This is a genomic window from Pseudomonas sp. PGPPP1 (assembly GCF_002255865.1).
GTDB lineage: Bacteria > Pseudomonadota > Gammaproteobacteria > Pseudomonadales > Pseudomonadaceae > Aquipseudomonas > Aquipseudomonas cremoris.
In genome coordinates, this window is record NZ_NKIG01000001.1 from 66,974 (window position 1) to 85,940 (window position 18,967).

17 protein-coding genes are annotated in these 18,967 nt (G+C 60.4%); 14 read left to right on the forward strand and 3 right to left on the reverse strand.

The window, feature by feature from the left end:
* From souR to CFE47_RS00385, 8 genes are all read left to right on the forward strand, one after another.
* The gene (souR, locus tag CFE47_RS00350; RefSeq protein ID WP_286834986.1) at positions 1-1,014 is read left to right on the forward strand and encodes a transcriptional regulator SouR; all 1,014 of its coding nucleotides are present in this window, start codon (positions 1-3) and stop codon (positions 1,012-1,014) included.
* 138 nt (positions 1,015-1,152) lie between these two features.
* On the forward strand, positions 1,153-1,875 hold the full coding sequence (locus tag CFE47_RS00355) for a GntR family transcriptional regulator (RefSeq protein ID WP_286834988.1): 723 nt from the start codon (positions 1,153-1,155) through the stop codon (positions 1,873-1,875).
* Between the two features lie 83 nt (positions 1,876-1,958).
* Entirely contained in the window at positions 1,959-3,278 is a 1,320-nt protein-coding gene (locus CFE47_RS00360; RefSeq protein ID WP_286834990.1) for an NAD(P)/FAD-dependent oxidoreductase, read from the forward strand.
* A 160-nt stretch (positions 3,279-3,438) separates the two neighbouring features.
* Entirely contained in the window at positions 3,439-4,770 is a 1,332-nt protein-coding gene (locus CFE47_RS00365) for an MFS transporter (RefSeq protein ID WP_286834992.1), read from the forward strand.
* Between the two features lie 38 nt (positions 4,771-4,808).
* The gene (locus tag CFE47_RS00370) at positions 4,809-5,711 is read left to right on the forward strand and encodes a dihydrodipicolinate synthase family protein (protein WP_286834994.1); all 903 of its coding nucleotides are present in this window, start codon (positions 4,809-4,811) and stop codon (positions 5,709-5,711) included.
* Complete coding sequence (locus CFE47_RS00375) at positions 5,711-7,207, forward strand: aldehyde dehydrogenase (protein WP_286834996.1); 1,497 nt, start codon at positions 5,711-5,713, stop codon at positions 7,205-7,207. Before CFE47_RS00370 ends, CFE47_RS00375 begins: the two co-directional genes overlap by 1 nt.
* A 115-nt stretch (positions 7,208-7,322) precedes the next feature.
* Positions 7,323-8,201 (forward strand): DMT family transporter, encoded by an 879-nt coding sequence (locus CFE47_RS00380; protein WP_286834997.1) that lies wholly within the window; start codon positions 7,323-7,325, stop codon positions 8,199-8,201.
* 281 nt (positions 8,202-8,482) lie between these two features.
* On the forward strand, positions 8,483-8,992 hold the full coding sequence (locus tag CFE47_RS00385; RefSeq protein WP_233081340.1) for a hypothetical protein: 510 nt from the start codon (positions 8,483-8,485) through the stop codon (positions 8,990-8,992).
* A gap of 50 nt (positions 8,993-9,042) precedes the next feature.
* Here the strand turns inward: CFE47_RS00385 and CFE47_RS00390 are convergent, their stop codons facing one another.
* Positions 9,043-9,669, reverse strand: a complete 627-nt coding sequence (locus CFE47_RS00390; RefSeq protein ID WP_286835000.1) for a helix-turn-helix domain-containing protein — start codon at positions 9,667-9,669, stop codon at positions 9,043-9,045.
* 5 nt (positions 9,670-9,674) lie between these two features.
* Positions 9,675-9,833: a hypothetical protein gene (locus tag CFE47_RS00395; RefSeq protein WP_185706819.1), complete on the reverse strand. Its 159-nt coding sequence runs from the start codon at positions 9,831-9,833 to the stop codon at positions 9,675-9,677.
* A gap of 223 nt (positions 9,834-10,056) precedes the next feature.
* On the opposite strand from CFE47_RS00395, the gene CFE47_RS00400 reads away from it, so the two are divergent.
* The 3 genes from CFE47_RS00400 to CFE47_RS00410 all read left to right on the forward strand — a co-directional run bounded on the left by CFE47_RS00400 (position 10,057) and on the right by CFE47_RS00410 (position 13,856).
* A complete protein-coding gene (locus tag CFE47_RS00400) occupies positions 10,057-12,171 on the forward strand; it encodes a TonB-dependent receptor family protein (protein WP_286835002.1) in 2,115 nt (704 codons plus the stop codon).
* A 213-nt stretch (positions 12,172-12,384) separates the two neighbouring features.
* Positions 12,385-12,927, forward strand: coding sequence for a sigma-70 family RNA polymerase sigma factor (locus CFE47_RS00405; protein WP_185706823.1), 543 nt, complete (start codon positions 12,385-12,387; stop codon positions 12,925-12,927).
* Positions 12,924-13,856 carry a FecR family protein gene (locus CFE47_RS00410; RefSeq protein WP_286835003.1) on the forward strand — a complete coding sequence of 311 codons (933 nt, stop codon included), beginning with the start codon at positions 12,924-12,926 and terminating at the stop codon, positions 13,854-13,856. The genes CFE47_RS00405 and CFE47_RS00410 overlap by 4 nt, the downstream gene beginning before the upstream one ends.
* Here the strand turns inward: CFE47_RS00410 and CFE47_RS00415 are convergent.
* On the reverse strand, positions 13,853-15,664 hold the full coding sequence (locus tag CFE47_RS00415) for a sigma-54-dependent Fis family transcriptional regulator (protein ID WP_286835005.1): 1,812 nt from the start codon (positions 15,662-15,664) through the stop codon (positions 13,853-13,855). The two genes, CFE47_RS00410 and CFE47_RS00415, sit on opposite strands and share 4 nt — an antisense overlap.
* A gap of 239 nt (positions 15,665-15,903) precedes the next feature.
* Here CFE47_RS00415 and CFE47_RS00420 point away from each other — a divergent pair, with 239 nt between their 5' ends.
* The 3 genes from CFE47_RS00420 to CFE47_RS00430 are packed head-to-tail and all read left to right on the forward strand — an operon-like array spanning position 15,904 to position 18,958.
* On the forward strand, positions 15,904-16,998 hold the full coding sequence (locus CFE47_RS00420; protein WP_185706829.1) for an ABC transporter ATP-binding protein: 1,095 nt from the start codon (positions 15,904-15,906) through the stop codon (positions 16,996-16,998).
* Positions 16,998-18,095 carry an ABC transporter ATP-binding protein gene (locus CFE47_RS00425; RefSeq protein WP_286835006.1) on the forward strand — a complete coding sequence of 366 codons (1,098 nt, stop codon included), beginning with the start codon at positions 16,998-17,000 and terminating at the stop codon, positions 18,093-18,095. Before CFE47_RS00420 ends, CFE47_RS00425 begins: the two co-directional genes overlap by 1 nt.
* Complete coding sequence (locus CFE47_RS00430) at positions 18,092-18,958, forward strand: carbohydrate ABC transporter permease (RefSeq protein WP_286835007.1); 867 nt, start codon at positions 18,092-18,094, stop codon at positions 18,956-18,958. The genes CFE47_RS00425 and CFE47_RS00430 overlap by 4 nt, the downstream gene beginning before the upstream one ends.
* Positions 18,959-18,967 lie beyond the last annotated feature (9 nt).

The window sequence follows — 18,967 nt, forward strand, 5'->3', positions numbered from 1 at the left end:
GTGGTAGTTCGACGTCAATTCAGCGATGCCATGCAGTGCAAGAACCTGCGCTACCTCAATGATCATCACGGCCAGGAGGTGCGCAAGGCGCGGGCGGGTTTTGTGCTGTTGGAGCATTTTTCGCTACCGGCCTTTACCCAGACCCTCGACACCATCGTCACCGCCAACCTGCTGCGACCGGAGTTGTTTGCGACAAAAACCTTTAGCCTGACCACTGACGAAATCGTCAGCGACCTGGGCCTGGTGATCCGCCCGGACGAGCGCCTGACGCTCAAGGCGGTGTGCGAACTGGACCTACTGGTGATCTGCGGCGGTTATCGCACGCCGCTGCGCTACAACGATGAACTGAGCTTGCTACTGGAAGCGGCGGCGGAGCAGGGCGTGGCGCTGGCCGGGATATGGAACGGCGCGTGGTTCCTGGGGCGGGCAGGGCAGTTGGAGGGTTATAGCTGCGCGGTTCATCCGGAGCACCGTCCTGCCTTGGCCGAGATCGCCCGGCTGACCCATGTGACGAGTGAAGCCTACGTGGTAGACCGCAATCGCCTGACGGCATCGAGCCCCACCGGGGCGTTCTATATGGCCCTAGAGTGGATCCGCAGCCTGCACGGCAAAAGCCTTACCGATGGCATCGAAGACATCCTCGCGTTTGAAGCCTCGCGGTTCCGGCGCGTCAAACCGATGTTGAGTGTGTCGGTCAGCGGGCCATTGCGGGAGGTGATCAACCTGATGGACGTGAACCTTGAAGAGCCACTGCAAATGCACGACCTGTGCCTGTATGCCGGGCGCTCAAGGCGCCAGATCGAACGCTTATTCAAGGAGCAACTGGGCACCTCGCCGCAGCGCTACTACATGGACCTGCGCATCACCGAAGCGCGGCGCTTGTTGCAGCACACCTCGCTGACCATCGTCGAGGTGTCGGTGGCTTGTGGGTTTGTGTCGCCGAGCCATTTCAGCAAGTGCTACAGCGCCTATTTCGGGCATCGGCCGTCGAAGGAAATCCGCCTGGTCAAATAGCCCAAAAGCCCCGTAGGCAGAGGGCTATGAATGATGTTTATGTTGTGTATTTTAATTGTAGACACAAAGTATTTTGTTGTTTTATAGTGCGAATACAGGTAGTAGACCGTGTGCACTTACTACTAGGAAGGTTTCACCATGGCTACCAAAGAACTCAGCACCCCGGCTCCCGTCGAGCCAACCCTGGACCGCAAGGCTGTATTGGGTGAAGCGCTGCGGCGCCGCATCCTCAGCATGGAGTTGGCACCGGGGGCCGTGGTGGACGAGTTGGCGCTGTGTGATGAGTTCGGTTTATCGCGCCCACCGGTGCGTGAACTGATGCGGCAGATGGCGGCGGAGGGGTATATCGACCTCGAAGCCAACCGCGCTGCACGGGTGTCGGCAATGAGTTACCAGTCGCTGCGCAGTTTCTTTTTGGCGGCGCCATTGATTTACATCGCCACCACGCAACTGGCGTGCTCCCACGCAACGCCGGGTGAAATCGAGGAATTGAAGCGCATACAGGCTTTGTTTCGCACGGCCATCGAAGAAAAAGATGTCGAGAACCGTGTGTTGTACAACGACGAGTTTCACCTGCAGATCGGCAAGATGGCCCACAACGCCTACTTGATGCCGAGTCTGCAGCGCTTGCTGATCGACCACGCCCGTTTGGGCAAGATCTTCTACCGCCATCCCACCACAGTGGATATGCAAGAGGACCTGGAAGTGGCCGCCCAGCAGCACGACGACATGATCAGCGCAATTGAACACCACGATCCGGTTTTGGCCGGGGAAATCGTGCGGGCCCACCTCGAACTGTCCCGTCGGCGGATGTCCGAGTACGCGGCGCCCGAAGGCCTGGATGTAGCGCTCACCTTCTGACCTGTCGAGACCGGCCAGTGTGACGCGATGCAAACGGGTTAGCTGTTAGCTCTAACAACTATAAAAGAACCCAGGTCGCGAACATGGCACTCATTAGAAACACCCCGGCAGACGATTCAACCTGCGGCTGGTTTCACCTCAGCCCGCCGCGTGTGGCCCGGCCACCGCACAGTGGCACGCGAACCGCGCGCTGGGCCGTGGTAGGGGCGGGTTTCACCGGCCTTGCGGCGGCGCGCCAGCTGGCGCTGAATTTCCCCGATGACGAGATCGTGCTGATCGAGGCGCAAGAAGTGGGCTACGGCGCCTCCGGGCGCAACGCCGGCTTTGCCATCGATTTGCCCCACGACATTGGCGCCGAAGACTATATCGGCGATATCGCCACCGCCAAGATCAGCATGGAACTCAACCTCGCCGGGCAGTCCATGCTGCGTGCGCTGGTGGACCAACACGCCATCAACTGTCAGTGGCGCGACTGCGGCAAGTACCAGGCCGCCATCGAAGACCGGGGCATTGCCGTGTTGGATGCGTACCGTCGCGGTCTCGACAAGCTTGGCCAGCCGTACCAGGTGATCGAGGGCGACGAACTGCCCAACCGCATCGGCACCCGGTTTTACCGCAAGGCATTGTTCACCCCAGGGACCGCGCTGGTGCAACCGGCGGCGCTGGTCAAAGGCCTGGCAGACACCTTGCCGTCCAATGTCACCCTCTATGAAAACACGCCGATCACCGAAGTGGAGTACGGCGACAAGACCTTGCTGATCCACAAGCACGGCCGCATCGTCGCCGACAAGCTGGTGCTCACCAACAATGCGTTCGCCATGAGCTTCGGTTTTCTCAAAAGCCGCATGTTGCCGATCTTCACCTACGCCAGCCTCACCCGTCCGCTGGACGAAGAAGAACAGGCGCGCCTGGGTGGCGACCCGTTCTGGGGCGTTATCCCTGCCGACCCATTCGGCACCACGTTGCGCCGCACCGTCGACAACCGTTTGCTGGTGCGCAACAGCTTCAGCTTCAACGCCGATGGGCGTAGCAATCCCAAATACCTGCAGCGGTTTGTGAAGCGCCATAAAGAGTCGTTCGACCGCCGCTTCCCGCTGCACCGCGAGGTCAATTTCGATTACACCTGGGGCGGTTCCCTGAGCCTGTCGCGCAACCATATGGCGCACTTCGGCGAGTTGGCCAAAAACGTCTACGGCGCTCTGTGCTGCAACGGCCTGGGCGTCACCCGCGGCACCGTCACCGGCACCTTGCTGGCTGAGTGGCTGGCGGGCAAAAGCAATCACCTGGTGGACTTCCTGTTGACGTCCCCGGGCCCGAGCAGAAACCCACCAGAGCCGCTGCTATCAGCGGGTGTAAATATGAACTTGCTATGGGGGCAAAGCCGCGCCGGCCAGGAAAGCTGATTCGCAACACGCAACAGAAGTGATACCGAACTTAATCTATTGATTGGAAAACAGCAGGCGTATTAGCGACTGCGGTTTCTGATTGAGACGGCTTTCATTCGCCTGGATTTCAAGTGTGCGTTGTACCCGGCGAATGAACGAAGCGAAGTAGGAGATAATAATGACAAGTCCGAATGCCTCAGTTGAGGATGTACCGCTTAATAACTTTCACCGTTTGCTCACGGCCCGTTCGGGCGGTGGTTCATTCGTCGACGGTTATGTTTTAAGTATTATCGGCATTGCCATGTTGCAAGTGACCGGCGCCCTGGAACTGACTGAATTCTGGCAGGGGCTTATTGCCGCTTCTGCCTTGATCGGTGTGTTCTTCGGCGGGTTTATCGGTGGTTGGTTGACCGATAAGTTGGGGCGCAAGAAAGTGTATTTCATTGGCCCGTCGTTATTTATCGTGTGTTCCCTGGCGCAGTTCTGGGTCGAGTCGGCGTGGGTGTTATTCGCCTTGCGATTCATCATTGGTTTGGCGGTGGGTATTGAATACCCGGTGGCCACTTCATTGTTGGTGGAGTTCCTGCCGAAGAAACAACGCGGCCCACGGCTCGCCGCACTGACCATCCTGTGGTTTGCCGGTGCCGCGTTCGCCTATGTAGTGGGCAACGCCATTATCAACACCGGCGCCGGCGACGCTTGGCGCTATGCCTTGGCCAGCGCTTCGGTGATTGGCCTGGTGCTGTTCGTGTTGCGCCTGGGCACCCCGGAATCGGCCCGTTGGTTGCTCAGCAAAGGCCGCGACGCCGAAGCCGAGCAGGTCATCAAGCGCGTCTACGGGCCGCACTACTCGCTGCGCGATCTGCCGGAGCAACCCGACGAACGCAAGATGACCTTCCGCGACCTGCTGCGCTCGGGTTACGGCAAGCGCCTGTTCTTTGTCTCGGTGTTCTGGTCGTGCTCGATCATCCCGGTGTTCGCCGTGTATGCCTTCGCCCCAAAAGTGCTGCAAGCCCTGAACCTCAAAGGCGAGTGGGCCTCCTATGGCTCGATGTTCATCACCCTGTTGTTTGTAGTCGGCTGCGTCCTCGCCACCCGGCTGATCAACACCATTGGCCGACGCAGCATGCTGATCCACAGCTTCCTGTGGTCGGGCCTTGCCTTGCTGTTGCTGGCGGCATTTTCCAATAGCCACGAGCTGCTGGTGCTGTGCCTGTTTGGCGCCTACGCGGTGTTTATCGGCGGCGCGCAAGTGCTGCAACTGGTCTACCCCAACGAATTGTTCCCTACCGAAATCCGCGCCTTTGCCGTGGGTATCGGCACCTCGCTGTCGCGGGTTGGCGCGGCTGTGGGCACGTACCTGGTGCCGCTCTCGCTGACCTCCATCGGTATCGGCAACACCATGTACGTCGCGGCTGGCGTGACCTTTGTCGGCCTGGTAGCCGCCTGGGCCATGGCCCCTGAAACACGCTCATTGAACTTGCGGGACGCAGCGGCATTGAGCAACTGAACGAAAAAACCACCCCTTTTACTGTTGGAGAAACACTCATGAAATTTGAAGGCATCTACACCCCGGCAATCACTCCGTTGACCGCCACTGGCCAGATCGACACTGCAGCCTTCGCCGAAGTGCTGGAATACCTGATCGAATCCAAGGTGCACGGCATCATCATCGGCGGCTCCACCGGTGAGTACTACGCGCACACCTCCCAGGAACGCATTGACCTGGCGGCCCATGCCAAGGAAGTCATCGGCAACCGCGTCGCGCTGATCGTCGGCACCGGCGCCATCCGCACCGAAGACTCGGTGGAATATGCCAAGGCCGCCCGCGCCATCAAGGCCGATGCGATCCTGGTGGGTTCGCCGCCATACGCACTGCCGACCGAAGAAGAAAACGCCATCCACGCCCTGACCGTAGACAAGGCGGCCGACCTGCCGATCATGCTCTACAACTACCCGGGCCGCATGAGCGTGAGCATGGGCAACGAATACTTCAAAGCCGTATCGGCTTCGAAGAACGTCGTGGCCATCAAGGAAAGCTCCGGCGACATGGGCCAAGTGCATCGCCTCGCCACCCAGTTCCCGAACATCGCGCTGTCCTGCGGTTGGGACGACCAGGCCCTGGAATTCTTCGCCTGGGGCGCCCGCAGCTGGGTGTGTGCCGGTTCGAACTTCGTACCGCGTGAACACGTGGCCCTGTACGAAGCCTGCTTGATCGAAAAAGACTTCGACAAAGGCCGCAAGATCATGGGCGCGTTCATGCCGTTGATGGACTACCTCGAAGGCGGCAAATTCGTCCAGGCCATCAAGGCCGGCTGCGCCTTCAACGGCCTGCGCACTGGCAGCGTTCGCGCACCGCTGCAACCGCTGACCGAGAGCGAAAACCAAGCGCTGCAAACCGTTATCACCAACCTTAAGCGCGACGTTGCGCACATCGTCGGAGGTGCATGATGACTCACCTGTTGAGCGCTGCCGAATACGCCGCAATTGCCAAGGACATTCAGTTCCCAACCCAGTCCTTCATCAATGGCGCGTTGCACACGTCTGCCTCGGGCAAGACCTTCGCCACCACCAACCCGGCCACCGGCGAGTTGCTGGCTGAAATCACCGCGTGCAACAGCGCCGATGTGGATTACGCCGTGGCTTCGGCCAAGCAGGCGTTCGACGATGGCCGCTGGCACAAACTCAGTCCCGGCACGCGCAAAAAAGTCCTGCTGCGTTTTGCCGACCTGCTGGAGCAGCACTCCCACGAACTCTCCGTGCTCGAAAGCCTGGACAGCGGCAAGCCAGTGCGTGAGTGCCAGTTGACCGACGTGCCGGAAACCATCCACATGATCCGCTGGCACGCCGAGCTGATCGACAAGATCTACGACAACACCGCGCCGGTGGGCCACGACGCCCTGACCCTGGTGGTGCGCGAAGCCATCGGAGTGGTCGGCCTGGTGCTGCCGTGGAACTTCCCGCTGCTGATGCTGGCCTGGAAAATCGCGCCGTCCCTGGCGGCCGGGTGCTCCATCGTGGTCAAGCCCGCCAAGGAAACCACCCTGACCGCGCTGCGCGTGGCTGAGCTGGCGTCCCAGGCGGGTATTCCGGACGGCGTGTTCAACGTGGTCTCCGGTGGTGGTCGCGAAGTCGGTGAGCCGTTGGGTCGCCACATGGACGTGACTATGGTCAGCTTCACAGGCTCCACCGACACGGGCCGTCTGTTCCTGCAATACGCGGCCGAGTCCAACCTCAAGCGCATCGTGCTGGAACTGGGCGGCAAAAACCCGGCCGTGGTCATGAACGATGTGGCCGACCTGGACTTGGTGGCGGGGCATATCGTCAACGGTTCGTTCTGGAACATGGGCGAGAACTGCTCGGCGTCGTCGCGCCTGATCGTGCACGCCGACATCAAGGACGAGTTGCTCAAGCGCATTGGCGTCCAGCTGCAAGACTGGAAGATGGGTAGCCCGCTCGACCCGGACAACCGCCTGGGCTCGATGGTCAGCAAGGCGCACTTCGACAAGGTCAGCTCGTACCTGGTGAACGCCAGCGAAGGCAACCAGCGCGTGGTGTTCGGTGGCAAGACCGAAGACGGCATCTACGTGCAACCGACCGTGGTCGATGGCGTGAGTGCCGACAGCCTGCTCTTCAAGGAAGAGATCTTCGGCCCGGTGCTGACCGTCACCACCTTCAACACCCTGGAAGAAGCCGTCAGCCTGGCCAACGACACCATCTACGGCCTGGCTGCCTCGGTGTACACCGACAACCTGCGCAACGCGATCAAGCTGTCCCGCGAGATCCGTGCCGGTATCGTCACCGTCAACTGCTTCGGCGAAGGCGATGCCTCGACGCCGTTCGGTGGCTACAAGCAGTCCGGTTTCGGCGGGCGTGACAAGTCCATCTGGGCCCACGACCAGTACACCGAAATCAAGACCATTTGGATCGACACCTCCGAAGGCTAAAAAACCAGGCGCCCCTCTACAAAGCTCCACGCAAGCGGCGATTGGGGCGCCTTCCTCTCAACCGGGCCAACAATAAGAAAGCCATGGCCCAGCTCGTTTTCTCGAAGCCCTTTTCATGACTGCCTATCGCACTGCCCTTACGTCTGCACATGTCACCGCAATACTGTTTGGCTTGACCGGAATTTTTGGGGCGCTGATCCATGCCAGCGCCAGTGTGATCACCTTCGGCCGTGCGGCGTTTGCCATGCTGGCTTTGGCGGTGTTCGCGCTTCTACAGGGACGCGCGTTGCTGCGTGACCTGAACCGCAAGAAACTCTTTATCTACTTCATCTCGGGGCTGATGCTGGCCGCGCACTGGGTCACGTTTTTTATCGCGATCAAAGTGGGCGGGGTGGCCGTGGCGACCCTGGGATTTGCCAGCTTTCCGGCCTTTATCACTTTGCTCGACATGGCGGTGTTCCGCGACCGGCCGCACCTGGTCGAGGCGCTGTTGTTGCTGCTGGTTACCCTTGGCCTGGTGTTGGTCACGCCCTCGTTTGAACTGGCGAACCAGGGCACCGTCGGATTGTTGTGGGGCATCGCATCCGGCTTGTCTTTTGCCTTGCTGGCGATGACCAACCGTCGCGCCACCGATGGCCGCAATGGCGTGCAGGTGGTGTTCTGGCAGAACGCGACCGTCGCGCTGATCATGGCGCCGTTTGCCGCCTTCGACCTGGCAGGCCTCGATGCTGTCGATTGGACCAACTTGGCCATCCTCGGCGTGCTGTGCACGGCAGTGTCCCAAGCGTTGTTCGTCAAGAGCCTCAAGGGCCTCAATGCACGCAGCGCTGGCATGATCATTTCGTTGGAACCGGTGTACGCGATTGCCTGTGCCTGGTGGTTGTTCCACGAGGCGCCGTCCTATCGGATGTTGGCGGGTGCGGCTTTGATAGTGCTGGCGATTGTGCTGTCGGCGCAGGGTAAAAGCCACGGACCGCAGGTGGCGACCAGTTGAGGAGAGGTTTTTAAGCCGTGGTTAGACCGATTATTTCCTTCTGATAGGTCGACATATTTATTTCGAATATCCATGGCGCCTACTTCATGCTTATAGCGGATGGATAGGGCGTTATGGTGACGAAATGCGTGCTACAACATCCATTTGAGCTGTTTTGTTCGTCTAAGCTTCCCTCCGAGCATCCAATCCTGCTGCTCTGTCGCCGTCTTGCGTCGCCGCCCGGCGTCCTTAGAATCGGCGCCAGAACTTAGCCATTTCCTGTCGATTACGGAGTTTCGAACATGATGAACGCAATGCAGATGCCGATGAACACCACCATGCCCATGATGCCAATGATGGGCATGCCGATGATGATGGCCACGATGACCTGCCACATGGCCGGCGACGGCATGATGTGCACCATGAAGCCGGCTGCTGGCATGGACATGGCTCAGTTCAAGACCAACGCCGAAATGATGGCGATGATGATGAACTGCGGCATGCCGATGATGATGCAGTGCGCCAATATGTCGATGATGTGCATGTCGGCCGACGCCATGAACATGATGACCTCCATGAACATGTCGATGATGCCGATGATGGCCATGGGCATGCAGATGCCGATGATGAAGTGCGTGATGGAATGCACCATGATGGGCGACAGCATGATGTGCAAAATGATGCCGATGCCAGGCATGAGCATGGCCATGATGGAAAACTGCTGCATGCTCATGAACAAAATGATGAACGACTGCGCCATGCCGATGATGATGAGCTGCAACGGCATGCCGATGATGTGCTGCACCTGCTGATAGGTCGCGCACTATAAAAAACGCCCCGACCTGTCGGGGCGTTTTGCATTTCAGTCCAGCCGTTCGGGGTAGGTGATCACTAGGAACGCCACCGCCTCGCTGTCCGCCGGGTTGCGGTAGCGGTGGGGTTGGTCGGCGTAGAACAGAATCGAATCACCGGTGGAAAGCAGGTAGCGCTCATCATTGACGCTCACTTCCAGCACGCCTTGGGCGACTACCAGGTTTTCCTGGATGCCAGGGCCATGGCCTTCGGAAACTTCTTCACCCAGGGCGCGCAGGCGGATCTCATAGAATTCCGATTGGCGCGCGGTGTCGTAGGGGAACAACGCGCGGCTGATGAACGCGCCATCCGCACTCACCAGGCGTTTGCTCTGCTGCGCCGGCAACACCTCGACACCCTCAAAGGCGCGATCTTCCAGAAATGCCGCCACCGACACCTTCAGACCCTTCGCAATCTTGCACAGTACCTTGATCGACGGCACGCTGCGCCCGGACTCGATCTGCGCCAGCATCGCCCGGCTCACGCCGCAGGCGCGCGCCAAACCGTCCAGCGACAAATGGCGCTTGCTGCGCAGGCGTTGCAGGTTGTGGGCGACGCACAGGCTGATCACATCGTCGTCGGTTTTCGGTTTGGGCAAGGGTTCAGGCGGTTCGGGGAGCACGTGCAGGAAATTCATCGGCCTTACGCCCGGCGGGTATCGCTGGACAGAGCGGCCTGTACGGTCAACACCGCAAGCCCGGCACGCGCTGCGTACATCGCCCACATCAGCTCGGCCGCTGCGCGCGCCTGGCGGCGTTTACGGTGGAGCGTGAAGTCGATGACGTTGGCAGTTGTTTGCATGGGGGCGTTCTCGTGGGACGTGGTTGACTCAGTGGCTCCACAGTAATCGTTGAGGGTTATTTCTTTAAATACTGAGTTTGCATGTGGTAATTCGATTTTGGACTTAGAAAATAATCTTGGTCCGATGCTGTTGTGGGAAAGGTCTGGTCCGTTATTTAGGCGTGACCTGGCGTGCGCGCCTGCCATCCCATCACTGCCCCCGAACTCCCCAAGGACCTTCCCGATGCTGCTGCGCCAACCTCCGCTCCTGTTTGCCGCCCTGACTTTAAGCTCACTGGTACACGCCGAAGACCTGCAACTGGCTCCAGTGGAAGTCACCAGCGGCGAAGCCAGTGCCGGCGAAGTGGCCCAGGCCCAGCTTAAAAGCGTGCCCGGCGGCACCAACTACATCGACATGAGCAGCGTGGCGCAGGGCCGGGTCAGCACCAACGAAGACGTGTTCAAGTACCAGCCCGGGGTGTACGCGAAGGCGGCGAATAACGAAGGCATCAAGCTCTCCATCCGTGGCTCCGGCCTGAACCGCAGCCCTGGCGCCCACGGTTCCGGGTTGTATGAAATGTTTGACGGCCTGCCGCTGACCGGCCCCGGCGGCACGCCCTACGAGTTGAAGGTGCCCCTGTGGCAAAGCCGCGTCGAAGTGCTGCGCGGCGCCAATGGTTTCGATCAGGGCGCGCTGGCCTTGGGCGGCGCGGTCAACTACGTGACCCACACCGGCTACGATGCGCCCAAGCTGCAACTGCGCTATGAGGCGGGCAGCAAAGGCTACATGCAGCGCGAAATCAGCTCGGGCCAGGTGCTGGGTGACGCTGACTACTACATCAGCCTCACCGACTCCGAATCCGACGGCTACCAGCGCCAGAGCGCCGCCACCGGCAAGGGCTTCGCGGCCAACTTCGGCTACCGCTTCAGCCCCGAACTGGAAACCCGCTTCTATATCCGCTACCGCGAAACCACCAACGACACGCCTGGCAAACTCACCCGCGACCAGATCAACCACGACCCGCGTGCCGCCAACAGCCTTAACGCCGCCCGCGACTCCAAGCGCCTGGAGCCGGGCTCTACCTGGATCGCCAACAAGACCACCTTGCAGCTGGACGACAACTCCCGCCTGGAGTTCGGCCTGGCGTACCACGACTATCCGATGGACCTGCGCGAAGGCACTATCCGCCTGAAAGTCGCCTACACCGACATCAGCAGCACCCTCAACTACATCCGTCAGGACACGCTGTTCGGTCACGACAGCAAGACCACCATCGGCCTGCGCACTACCCAGGCGATGCCCAACAACGGCGGGGCGGAATATGTGCGTATTCCTTCAACAGATCCCACAAAATATTACGCGCCGGGCACCAAGACCCGCGACTACAGCTACCTGGGTTCGGATACCGTGCTGCATATCGGCAACGACCTGGAATTGGTCCCCGACCTGTGGCTGACCACCGGCCTGGCGGCGATCTATACCCGTCGCGAAACCGAGGTGAGCTACCCAGAGACCCATGCAAAAGTGAGCCAGCATGACTGGGACTACGCACCCCGTGTTGGCCTGCGCTATGACTTCACCCCGCAACTGCAGGTGTACGGCAACCTGAGTCGCTCGGTAGAGCCGCCGCACGCCTGGTCGATGATCTGGGGTTCCAACAAGTACTTCACCAGTGGCCCGGCCAGCGGCTATGCGCGTGAAGGCGTCAGCCTGAAAAACCAGACCGCCACCACCCTGGAAATCGGTGGCCGAGGCGAGCAATGGTTCGGCCAATGGGACCTGGCGCTGTACCGCTCCGAAGTGCGCCACGAACTGCTCACCGTGGAAACCCAGGCCCAGACTTCGACCACCAACGCCATCACCGCCGAAAACAACGCCAGCCCCACCGTGCACCAAGGCCTGGAACTGGGCCTGCTCAGCCCGTTGTGGGAGGGCGGTCGCAACGGCCGGCTCGCCCTGCGCCAAGCCTATACCTACAGCGACTTTCACTACCGCGACGACGACCGCTTTGGCGGCAACACCTTGCCGGGCATCCCCAAGCACTATTACCAGGCGCAAGTGCGCTACAGCCATCCGACGGGTTTCTACACCAGCCTCAATACCGAACATTCCTCCAAGGTGGCGGTGGATTACGCCAACTCGTTCTATGCCGCGTCCTACACCCTGCTGGGTGCCACCTTCGGCTACGACGCACCGAAGCAGGACTGGCAGGCCTGGGTTGACCTGCGCAACCTGACCAACAAGCGCTACGCCAACACCGTCACGCCGGGTTATGACGACAAAGGCCTCGACGCGGCGCGCTCCACCCCTGGCGATGGTCGTGGCATCTACACCGGCGTGTCCTGGGCCTGGCGCTGATCCTGTAGTGAGCGGGCTTGCCCCGCGCGGCGGCGTGCCAGGCAGCTTGGTTTTTCCTGACACACCGCCGCGCGGGGCAAGCCCGCTCACTACAAATCCAGCCCCACATAAAGTTAGGGTGTTTTCAGAGACGGGGAGGCCCTTGCTCCTACGTCGTTTTACTGGCATTGTTCGCGCAATTGGTAATATTTCCCATTTGAGATACTTTTGCGCATGCATGACATTCCGGCCGCGCTGGGCGATTCCGTCCGCCAGCAGACCCTAACGGCGATGTACAGCGAGCACCATGGCTGGTTGCACGGCTGGCTGCGCAAAAAACTTGGGTGTTCCCAGCATGCCGCCGACTTGGCGCACGACGCGTTCATCCGCGTACTGATGCTGGCCGAACCGCACACCATCAAGGAGCCGCGTGCTTTCCTGGCAACCACGGCAGGCCGCTTGCTGATCGATGGCGCACGCCGTCGACGCATCGAAAAAGCCTACATGGAAGCCCTGGTCATCCAGTGCGAAGACGCGGGCATGCCCGACCCGGCTGCGATCCACGTAGCGCTGCAAGCCTTGGAACGCATCGCCGAAATGCTCGCCGGCCTACCCGCCAAAGCACGTGACGCCTTCCTGCTGAGCCGCCTCGACGGGCTGACCTACAGCGAGATCGCCACGCGCCTGAACGTGTCCTCCAGCACCGTCAAAAACTACATCTCCAGCGCCCTGGTGCACTGCTACCACAGCCTGCACGGGGCGGATCCGCTGGCATGACCTCTGAACAAATCATTCAGCAAGCCGCGAATTGGCTTACGCGCTTGCACGACGAAGATGTCACAGAGGCCGACCGCCACGCCTTCGACGCCTGGTGTCATGCCGACCCGCGCCACGCCGTTGCCATCGAACGCATGCGCGGCCTGTGGGGCAGCCTCGACACCTTGCCCGCAAAGCCCGCACGCATGGCCTTGAACCGCGCGTTTACCCCGCAGCGCTCACGCGGCGTTCAGGTGACGGGCGTGCTCGGCGTGGTGCTGTGCGCCTGGCTGGGCCTGCAGCATTTGCCGGTATGGATGGCCGATCAACGTACCGGCGTCGGCGAGCGCCGCCAGGTTGTCCTTGAAGATGGCAGCCGGTTGCAGCTCAACAGCAACTCGGCAGTGGACGTGAAATTCGACGGCCACCAACGCGTGATCGAACTGCTACAGGGCGAGTTGTGGGTCGACGTGGCCAAGGATGCGCAACGGCCGTTCGTGGTGCGCACCGACCAAGGCACGGCGACTGCATTGGGCACGCGTTATCTGGTCAAGCGCGTTGAAAACGGGACCACGCTGGTGACGGTAATCGAGTCCACCGTGGCGGTTAAAGGTGATACCAGCGAAGGGGTCAAGGTCGCAGCCGGCCAGCGCTCGATCCTCGACCACGGTCAGGCCCAAGCGCCGCAAGCCATCGGCAACAGCGACCCGGATGCCTGGACCCGTGGCCTGCTCAAGGTCAACGACCAACCCCTAGACGAGGTGCTGCAAAGCCTGGCCAGCTACCGCCACGGCCTGGTGCGTTTCGATCCCCAGGCGCTGAAAAACCTGCGAGTGTCCGGCGTGTTCAAGCTCGACGACACCACGGCTGCTCTCGCGGCGCTGGCGGATAACCTGCCGATCCAGGTGGAGTACTTCACCGACCTGCTGGTGGTGGTCAAGCCGCGTTAAGGTTGGCGCAAGCGCTTGTACAGCGTATTGCGGCTCACCCCCAGCTCTCGCGCCAGGTGGGAGATATTTCCGCCGGCGGCCTTCAAGCGCTGGTTCAGATCGATGCTGTCATCCAGCCCCTCACTGGGTGGCAGCGGCGCCGCCAGGTTCAAGTCCACAAAGAAATCATCCGGCAAATGCTCCGGGCGGATCGGCTGCTCCTCGGCCATCGCCAGCGCCACCTGCAACACGCTGCTCACCTGGCGCAAGTTGCCCGGCCACGGGTGCTGCTCGAACAGTGCCAACACCTCGGCGCTCAGCCCGGCCCATTGGGTGGGCTCGCGGTGTTGCTGCCACAGTTGCTGGAACAATGCTCGCTTGTCGGTACGCTCACGCAACGGCGGCAATTCCAGGGTCAGGCCGCCGATGCGGTAGTACAAATCCTCGCGAAAGCGCCCCGCCTGCACCAACTCCCGAAGTGCGCGGTTGGTGGCCGAGATGATGCGCAAATCCACCGGGAACAACTCACTGCTGCCCACCGGTTGCACGCAACGTTCCTGGAGTACCCGTAACAGCCGCGCCTGGGTCGGCAGCGGCATATCGCCAATTTCGTCGAGAAACAGCGTGCCCTTGTCGGCTTTGCGGATCAGCCCGATGCTGCCTTTCTGATTGGCCCCGGTGAACGCGCCTTTTTCGTAGCCGAACAGTTCCGATTCCACCAACTCCGCAGGAATCGCCGCGCAGTTGACCGCGATAAGCGCCTGTTGGCTGCGGGAACTGGCCTGGTGCAGGGCCTTGACGAACACCTCTTTGCCCACGCCGGTTTCACCGTGGATCAGCAGTGGAATGTCTTTTTCCAGCAAACGCTCGGCTTGGCGAACGGCTTTCTCGACACGAACATCGCCAAAGTGCAGGGCCTGGAGCGCAGGGGTAGACGGCTTTGCCGGCACCGGTTCAGTGAAGACCCGTGCCTGCACCGGCATTTTCTTGGGACGCTTCAATACGCATTGAAAACGATTGCGTCCGGCCGCCTGCAGCGAAAACGGCAAGCCCTCCGGCTGGTTGAGCAGTTCCAGCAGCGACACCTTGAACAAGCTGTCGATCATCACCCGCGACAGGCTGATGCCCAGCAAATTGTCGGCACGTCGATTGGCCGACAGCACCTGGCCACTGTCATCAAAGATCAACAAGCCCGCCCATTGGCTGTCCAGGTTGCTCAGGCCAGTGTTGAAAGTCAGCTGGAAATGCTCGTCGCGAAACAGGTTGAGGATCAGCCGATTCTCCACGGTCTGGCTCATCATCTTGACCATGCCCAAGGTGTGGGAGGGCGGCAGGTAGCTGTCGCTGGACACATCCAGCACCGCGATGATCTCGCGCTGGGCATCGAAGATCGGCGCGGCCGAGCCGGTCATGAAGCGGTTGGCCTTGAGAAAGTGTTCGTCGTGCTCGATATGCACCGCCTGGGCACAGGCCAGGGCGGTGCCAATGGCGTTGGTGCCGCTGGAACGTTCCCGCCAGCTCGCGCCAGGGTTGAAACCACGGGCCAGCTTGGGCTCGATAAAGCGCTGGGTGCCCCATGAGGTCAACACCTGGCCCTGGTTGTCGGCCAGCATGATCAGGCAGTTGGAATTGCTGAGGATATTTTCGTAGTAGGGCAACACTTCCTGATGGGTGGTCTGCACCAGGGAATGCTGGCTTTCCAGCAACTGGCTGATGCCCTCGGCGGGGAGCTGGTCGAAGCTGGGCGTGCTTTGGTGGTCCAGGCCGAAGGCGCGGCAACGGCGCCAGGATTCCTGGATAAGGGTGTCGTGAGCCAAGGGTTCGGCCATGGGGTGACCTGCATTTTTATTGTTATGGGGTGTTGCACATTTACCCTGTGATGGGCATGAGAGTGTTGTTCAGAACTGTTCATTGTCAACCCCCGGACTGTTCAGTTGATCACCCTGATTGTTCACTCCCGAACATCCGATCTAGCCCATTTCCTTACACATCAACCGCTTGCGGTTTTGGCACGAAACTCGCTCTGACGACTGGCCAGATTCATTCCAATAATAAAAAAGGTCGTGTCATGTCATTGACCCTGGAACATGTCTCCCGCGTCGTAGAAGGCCAAACCTGGATCGACGACGCCACCCTGCGTTTCGAAGCCGGTTCCTTCAACGTATTGCTCGGCCGCACCCTGTCCGGCAAGACCAGCCTTATGCGCCTGATGGCCGGTCTCGACAAGCCCGACAGCGGTCGCATCCTGATGAACGGTGTGGACGTCACGCAAAAGCCGGTGCGCCTGCGCAACGTGTCGATGGTGTATCAGCAGTTCATCAACTACCCCACCATGACCGTATTCGAAAACATCGCCTCGCCGTTGCGCCAGGCCGGTGTGTCCAACGAGCTTATCCAGAGCAAGGTGCTGGAAACCGCCAAGATGCTGCGCATCGAAAAGTTCTTGCAGCGTCATCCTTTGGAGTTGTCCGGTGGCCAGCAGCAACGCACGGCCATGGCCCGCGCGCTGGTGAAGGATGCCGAGCTGATCCTGTTCGATGAGCCCTTGGTCAACCTGGACTACAAACTGCGCGAAGAGCTGCGTCAGGAAATGCGCGAGCTGTTCAAGGCGCGCCATACCATTGCCATTTATGCCACCACCGAACCCAACGAGGCCCTGGCCCTGGGCGGCACCACCACCATTCTCCACGAAGGGCGGGTGATCCAGAGCGGCAAGGCCGCCGAGGTCTATCACCAGCCGCAGACCGTATTGGCCGCCGAGTTGTTTTCCGAACCGCCGATCAACCTGATGCCGGGGCGTATCAGTGGCAATGAAGTGAGTTTCGCCAACTTCGTGCACTTCCCGCTCAACGTCGATTTGCGCCCGATCGGCGAAGGCGAATTCCGTTTTGGCGTGCGCCCCAGCCATATCAGCCTGGTCCCCAGCAACGACGATGACCTGGAACTGGCGGTGACCGTGGAAGTTGCCGAGATCAGCGGCTCGGAAACCTTCCTGCATGTGCGCAGCGAACACTTCCTGTTGGTGCTGCACCTGCCGGGCGTGCATGAGTACGACGTCGACGCGCCGATCCGCGTGTACATCCCCACCCATAAACTGTTTGTGTTCGATGGCCAGGGCCGTTTGGTCCAGGCCCCCGGACGCCGCGTTGCGAGGGTTGCCTGATGGCCGAGATCCATTTGCAGAACCTGGCCCACAGCTATAGCCCTACGCCCAGCGGTCCAGAGGACTACGCCATTCGGGCAATGAACCATGTGTGGGAGCAGGGCGGGGCTTACGCGTTGCTGGGCCCTTCGGGCTGCGGCAAGTCAACCTTGCTCAACATTATCTCCGGTCTGCTCAGCCCGTCCGAAGGGCAGGTGCTGTTCGACACCAAGGTCGTCAATGACCTCACCCCGGAAAAACGCAACATTGCCCAAGTGTTCCAGTTCCCGGTGGTGTACGACACCATGACGGTGTTCGACAACCTGGCGTTTCCTCTACGAAACCAGGGTATGGCCGACGCGAAAATCCACAGCAAGGTGCAGGAAATCGCCGAAGTCCTCGACCTGCAAAACCTGCTCACCAAGAAAGCCCGCAACCTCACCGCTGACGAAAAACAGAAAGTCTCCATGGGCCGTGGTCTGGTGCGTGATGACGTGTCGGCGATCCTGTTCGATGAGCCGCTGACGGTGATCGATCCGCACCTGAAGTGGAAACTGCGGCGCAAGCTCAAGCAGATCCACGAGCAGTTCAACATCACCATGGTTTACGTCACCCACGACCAACTGGAAGCCTCGACGTTTGCCGACAAGATCGCGGTGATGTACGGCGGGCAGATCGTGCAGTTCGGCACGCCGCGCGAGTTGTTCGAACGGCCAAGTCATACCTTTGTCGGCTATTTCATCGGCAGCCCCGGGATGAATCTGATCGAGGTGCAGGCCGAGGCGGGCGGGGTGCGCTTTGCTGGCACCCATCTACCGCTGTCAGAAGCGTTGCAGCAACGCATCACCGATACGGATTGCAAGAAGTTGCAGGTAGGCATTCGCCCGGAATTTATCCACGTGTGGGACGAGTACAACCCTGACGCGCTGCAAGCGGCTGTCGCACATGTCGAAGACCTCGGCACCTACAAGATCATGACCTTGAGCCTCGACGGTGCAGCGTTGAAGGTGCGCCTGGCCGAAGACAAACCGGTGCCAGAGGGCAGCGCCTCCATCAGTTTCCCCGCGCAATGGCTGATGGTTTATGCCGACGACTACCTGCTGGAGGTGCAGCCATGAACAAGGTGCAGAACAACAAGGCCTGGTGGCTGGTGTTGCCGGTGTTCCTGCTGGTGGCGTTCAGCGCGGTAATCCCGATGATGACCGTGGTCAACTACTCGGTGCAGGACATCTTCGACCAGTCCAGCCGCTACTTCGTCGGCGCGGACTGGTACAAACAAGTGCTGCTCGACCCACGCCTGCACGACTCCTTGCTGCGCCAGTTCATCTACTCGGCCTGCGTGCTGCTGATCGAAATCCCACTGGGTATCGCGATTGCACTGACCATGCCGACCAAGGGCCGCTGGTCATCACTGGTGCTGATCATCCTCGCCATACCGCTGCTGATCCCATGGAACGTGGTCGGTACCATCTGGCAGATCTTCGGCCGCGCCGACATTGGCTTGCTCGGTTCCAGCCTTAACGCCATGGGCATCAGCTACAACTACGCGGCCAATACCGCAGATGCTTGGGTCACTGTGTTGGTCATGGACGTGTGGCACTGGACTTCACTGGTCGCGCTGCTCTGCTACTCAGGTTTACGGGCCATCCCGGACGTGTACTACCAGGCAGCGCGGATTGATCGTGCATCGTCTTGGGCGGTGTTCCGACATATCCAACTGCCGAAGATGAAGAGCGTGCTGTTGATCGCGGTGATGCTGCGCTTTATGGACAGCTTCATGATCTACACCGAGCCCTTCGTACTCACCGGCGGCGGGCCGGGGAATGCCACCACGTTCCTCAGTCAGACACTGACCCAGATGGCCGTCGGCCAATTCGACCTGGGCCCGGCGGCGGCGTTTTCCCTGGTGTACTTCCTGATCATCCTGTTGGTGTCCTGGCTGTTCTACACCGCCATGACCCACTCCGACGCCAACCGCTGAGGCCGCCAA

Coding starts and splice junctions, on each gene's coding strand:
- CFE47_RS00355 (WP_286834988.1), top strand. CDS start 1,153: ATGGCTACCAAAGAACTCAGCACCCCGGCTCCCGTCGAGCCAACCCTG.
- CFE47_RS00360 (WP_286834990.1), top strand. CDS start 1,959: ATGGCACTCATTAGAAACACCCCGGCAGACGATTCAACCTGCGGCTGG.
- CFE47_RS00365 (WP_286834992.1), top strand. CDS start 3,439: ATGACAAGTCCGAATGCCTCAGTTGAGGATGTACCGCTTAATAACTTT.
- CFE47_RS00370 (WP_286834994.1), top strand. CDS start 4,809: ATGAAATTTGAAGGCATCTACACCCCGGCAATCACTCCGTTGACCGCC.
- CFE47_RS00375 (WP_286834996.1), top strand. CDS start 5,711: ATGACTCACCTGTTGAGCGCTGCCGAATACGCCGCAATTGCCAAGGAC.
- CFE47_RS00380 (WP_286834997.1), top strand. CDS start 7,323: ATGACTGCCTATCGCACTGCCCTTACGTCTGCACATGTCACCGCAATA.
- CFE47_RS00385 (WP_233081340.1), top strand. CDS start 8,483: ATGATGAACGCAATGCAGATGCCGATGAACACCACCATGCCCATGATG.
- CFE47_RS00390 (WP_286835000.1), bottom strand. CDS start 9,669: ATGAATTTCCTGCACGTGCTCCCCGAACCGCCTGAACCCTTGCCCAAA.
- CFE47_RS00395 (WP_185706819.1), bottom strand. CDS start 9,833: ATGCAAACAACTGCCAACGTCATCGACTTCACGCTCCACCGTAAACGC.
- CFE47_RS00400 (WP_286835002.1), top strand. CDS start 10,057: ATGCTGCTGCGCCAACCTCCGCTCCTGTTTGCCGCCCTGACTTTAAGC.
- CFE47_RS00405 (WP_185706823.1), top strand. CDS start 12,385: ATGCATGACATTCCGGCCGCGCTGGGCGATTCCGTCCGCCAGCAGACC.
- CFE47_RS00410 (WP_286835003.1), top strand. CDS start 12,924: ATGACCTCTGAACAAATCATTCAGCAAGCCGCGAATTGGCTTACGCGC.
- CFE47_RS00415 (WP_286835005.1), bottom strand. CDS start 15,664: ATGGCCGAACCCTTGGCTCACGACACCCTTATCCAGGAATCCTGGCGC.
- CFE47_RS00420 (WP_185706829.1), top strand. CDS start 15,904: ATGTCATTGACCCTGGAACATGTCTCCCGCGTCGTAGAAGGCCAAACC.
- CFE47_RS00425 (WP_286835006.1), top strand. CDS start 16,998: ATGGCCGAGATCCATTTGCAGAACCTGGCCCACAGCTATAGCCCTACG.
- CFE47_RS00430 (WP_286835007.1), top strand. CDS start 18,092: ATGAACAAGGTGCAGAACAACAAGGCCTGGTGGCTGGTGTTGCCGGTG.